2 protein-coding genes are annotated in these 3,809 nt (G+C 64.4%); both read right to left on the reverse strand.

The genetic code is table 11. From position 1 onward, the window contains the following. Positions 1-92: 92 nt before the first annotated feature. Positions 93-1,088, reverse strand: coding sequence for a UDP-glucose 4-epimerase GalE (gene galE, locus IAE38_RS23570; RefSeq protein ID WP_201164174.1), 996 nt, complete (start codon positions 1,086-1,088; stop codon positions 93-95). 97 nt (positions 1,089-1,185) lie between these two features. Further along, positions 1,186-3,786, reverse strand: coding sequence for a cellulase family glycosylhydrolase (locus tag IAE38_RS23575; RefSeq protein WP_201219575.1), 2,601 nt, complete (start codon positions 3,784-3,786; stop codon positions 1,186-1,188). Positions 3,787-3,809 lie beyond the last annotated feature (23 nt).

The raw sequence follows: 3,809 nt of genomic DNA on the forward strand, positions 1-3,809 counted from the left end.
GTAGGAGCGAGCGCAGCTCGCGATGGGGCGCCCAGCGCCCCCTGCAACCTGTGACCCAACGCTAGTATCGCTGGAGCTGCGTTGCAGCCCCTCTACGTACAACCCAACCCGCGAATAGCCCCATGTACCGGCCACGGGTATCGCAACTCCCACTGCCACGCATGCAGCACAATCTGCTCAAGCGCCGCATAGGCCGGCTGCCACCCCAGCACCTGCATGGCCTGGGTGGCATCGGCCACCAGCCTGGGTGGATCGCCGGGCCGGCGGGGGGCGTCCAGGGTGGCGATGGACCGGCCGGTGACCGTGCGCGCCGTGTCGATTACCTGTTGCACCGAGAATCCCAGGCCATTGCCCAGGTTGAATGCAGCCCGCTCACCGCCCGCCATCAGGTAATCCACGGCCAGTGCATGGGCCGCTGCCAGGTCGTTCACGTGCACGTAGTCACGGATGCAGGTGCCGTCGGGAGTGTCGTAGTCCCGACCAAACACCGTCACGGCTTCACGCCGCCCCGACGCTGCCTGCAGAATCAGCGGAATCAGGTGCGTCTCCGGCTCGTGCCGCTCGCCGAGCAGGCCTCGCGGGTCTGCGCCCGCTGCGTTGAAATAGCGCAGGCACACAGACTTCAAACCGTATGCCCGGTCGAAATCTTCCAGTATCTGCTCCACCATCCACTTGCTCAGCCCATACGGGTTGATCGGCGCCTTGGGGTGCGCTTCATTGATTGGCACCGCCTGCGGGTTGCCATACACAGCAGCGCTTGACGAAAACACCAGGTGCCTGACGCCGGCACTCACCATCGCCTGCAGCAGGGCCAGCGTTGCGGCCACGTTGTTCTGGTAGTACTTGCCGGGTGCACTGACAGATTCGCCCACTTGAATGAACGAAGCAAAGTGAAACACTGCATCAAACCGGTACATGCCGAACAGCAGGTCCAGCGCCGCCTCGTCGGCAATGTCCAGCCTGGCCCAGCAGATACCCGGGCCGGGTGATACCAGGTCGGCGACCACCACCTCATGGCCCGCCTCCAGCAGGTGGCTGACCATGTGCGAGCCGATATAGCCCGAACCCCCAACCACCAGATACCTCATGCCCACCTCCGCGAAGCTGCCATTGACGCATGCAGTGAACTGCCCCAGGAACGTGCAGGTGGGTCACAGGTGACCTGAGCGTAGATGGCCATATGCCCTATTTCAAGAACAGCCAATTGGACATGTAGCTGCCATCCAGCGTGATGCGGTAACGCCCATCCTTGTAGCTGGCCGGCAGCGGCTTGAGCTGGGCCTGGGCATCCCGGGCGAACAGTTTCAGGCCGGCTGGCGCCTTGATACTCAGGTCGGCCTTGAGCGGCTCGACGTAGAAGGGCGTCTTGTCATCGGCCTTGGGTACAGCGCGGGTGCCCAGCGACAGCAGCAGGCTGCGGGATTTGCCCAGAGGCGCGCCGTCCAGGCTCTGCACTGCCACGCTGGCATAAGGCGTATGGGCCTTGATCTCGATGGCACCCAAGGTGAGGGTGCGCTCGCCCAGCCAACCGGTAGCCGCCTGGGTCAGTGGCGTATCGATGGTGTAGATGCCCTGTTGCCAGTTGCGCGACAGCTCCCCCGTATCACTGACCACGTGGCTGGCATCGGCTGGCAGCAACGCGTGCCCAGGGTCGACCAGCACCTGCGCATCAGCGGGCACGGCGGCAGGTTTCAGCCATGGCAGTTCTGGCGTCACCGGCAGCGCGATCTGCAACTGGCCCAGGCCCACTGCCGTGCGCAGCAGTGCCGAGGTGCGTGGGGTGATCTCCTGGTTGTACAAGGTGGCAGGTGGCGGGGCGAACACGTAGTGGGTCTTGGCCAGTTGCACATCGCCGCGACGGTACAACAGGGCGGCTGCGGGCAGGGTGGCGAGCATGGCTGGGTCGTTGTAGGCATGCCAGTTGTCCGCGGTGCGCCACCCGGGGTTGAACGCCTGCTGGCTGTAGGCGTATTGCAGCATGGCGTCCCAGCCCTGGTAGCTGGCGGTACCGGCCACGTACAGCGGCAGTGAATGGCGGTCGGGCAGGGGGAATGGCTCGGCATTCCACTCGGTGACGGTCAGCGGCTTGCCGACCACCTGGGCAGCCGCCAGCCAGTCGATCATGCCATCGCTGGTGAGGGGGTTCTTCTCCAGCTGGCCGCCGGCACCATAGCTGTGGGCATCGATCACATCGCCCACGCTCAACGCGGGCAGGGCACTCAGCCCGTTGCCACCCCAGGTGCTGGTGGTGGCAATCGGCACCCGCACCCCCAGGCCCCGCAGGTGCGCGATCATGTCGGCGTTGAAGCGCTGTTCCAGGTCATTGAGAAACAGCTTTGACGGGCCGTGCTCCCAGGCGCGCCAGGTCTGGTCCGCTGGCAGGTCGTGCTGCCTGGCGAATGCCTTGGCGGCAGCCATGTAGCGTTCACTGTGCTGCGGTACGCCCTTGTCGGGCAACAGCGCGTTGCCGTAGTGCTGTGTAATGTCGTTTTCGTTGGTGATGAGCACGGCGGCGATGGCCGGGTCATCCTTGTAGGCAAGCCCCGTGTAGGCATTCACGTGGGTCAGGTATTGCTCGGCAAAGCGCTTCATCGCCTGCTGGATGCTGGCGTTGACGTAGGCGTAGCCCTTGAGGTCAACTCGGTCGCCGCCCTTGGCCAGTTCAGCGAAATCATCGATGCCGTCGCCTGCGGCAAGCGCCCTTTGCACATGCATGTCCAGCCAGATGTAAATGCCTTCGTCCTTCAACGCCTTGATCCACAGGTCGAGCTTGCGCAGGGCTTCGGCGTCCAGCTGGCGGGTATCACGCACATGTGTGCCATCGCCGAACACGTTGGGGCTGACCCAAGGCGAGTCGTGGTGGTGCAGGCGCACCAGGTTGAACCCCAGCGCCGACAGCCGCTTGGCTTGCTGGCGAATCTCTTCGTCAGGGCTTTTGAACAATGAGTAGGCGGACAGGTTGGTGCCCCAGAAGCGCACCGGGGTGTTGTCATCGAACACCAATCGCTCGCCCTCAGCCTTCAGGAAGCCGTGCTTGCCGGCAGGCTTTTCCTGGGCGTTGAGAAACGACAGGTCCACCGGGGAGGTGCGCCAGTCCAACTGGTCGTCTGGCCAGCTGGCCGGGTCTACCAGGCCAAAGCGTTCAGTGGCCGTGGGCGCCAGGGCGATGTCGCCGGTCACGTTGAGCACGGCTTTTATCTGCTGCTTGCCGGGGGTGATCGGGTCTTTGTACAGGAAGGCGCGCAGCTCTGCCGGGTTGCCCCGCTCGAAGTAGATTTTGGCCAGTGGCGGGTCGAAGCGCATTTCCACGCGCCGCCCTTTGTCTGCATTGCCCCACGACCAGCCGCTGTTGCCGGGCAACAGTTGTGGCGGGCCCATTTCGCCAGTGATCTGGGCGGGGTCGAACTGGAACATGATGCCGCCACCCATCACCCCGGCCTGGCGGCTGTGGGCGGTGAGGTCGAAGGCCCAGCCGAGGGTTTGTGGCTGTTCTTTACCGATGCTGGCCTGCAGGTCGAAGTCCAGTGCCTTGTTCTGCCCTTGCAGGCTGTACTGGTAGGGGCCGTCTACCTTGAACGCGGTCTGGAAGGCCGTCCAGCTCCAGTTCCCTGCCCAGAAGTCGAACTTGGCCGTCATCACTGGCCCGCCGCCGCGGGTCACAGTGGGCAAGCCATTGCTTTCATCGACACTCACTTGCCAGGCCGTCGCCCACCCGGCCAGTGGCAGCACGGCCAGTGCGGCCAGGGTAGAAAGGCGCAGCAGGGATCGCAGCCGGTGCGGGGTCATGGCAAGTTCCTGGGGAGGGAGGG

It is taken from the genome of Pseudomonas sp. S32, from assembly GCF_016648095.1.
GTDB classification, from domain to species: domain Bacteria; phylum Pseudomonadota; class Gammaproteobacteria; order Pseudomonadales; family Pseudomonadaceae; genus Aquipseudomonas; species Aquipseudomonas parafulva.

Coding starts and splice junctions, on each gene's coding strand:
- galE (WP_201164174.1), bottom strand. CDS start 1,088: ATGAGGTATCTGGTGGTTGGGGGTTCGGGCTATATCGGCTCGCACATG.
- IAE38_RS23575 (WP_201219575.1), bottom strand. CDS start 3,786: ATGACCCCGCACCGGCTGCGATCCCTGCTGCGCCTTTCTACCCTGGCC.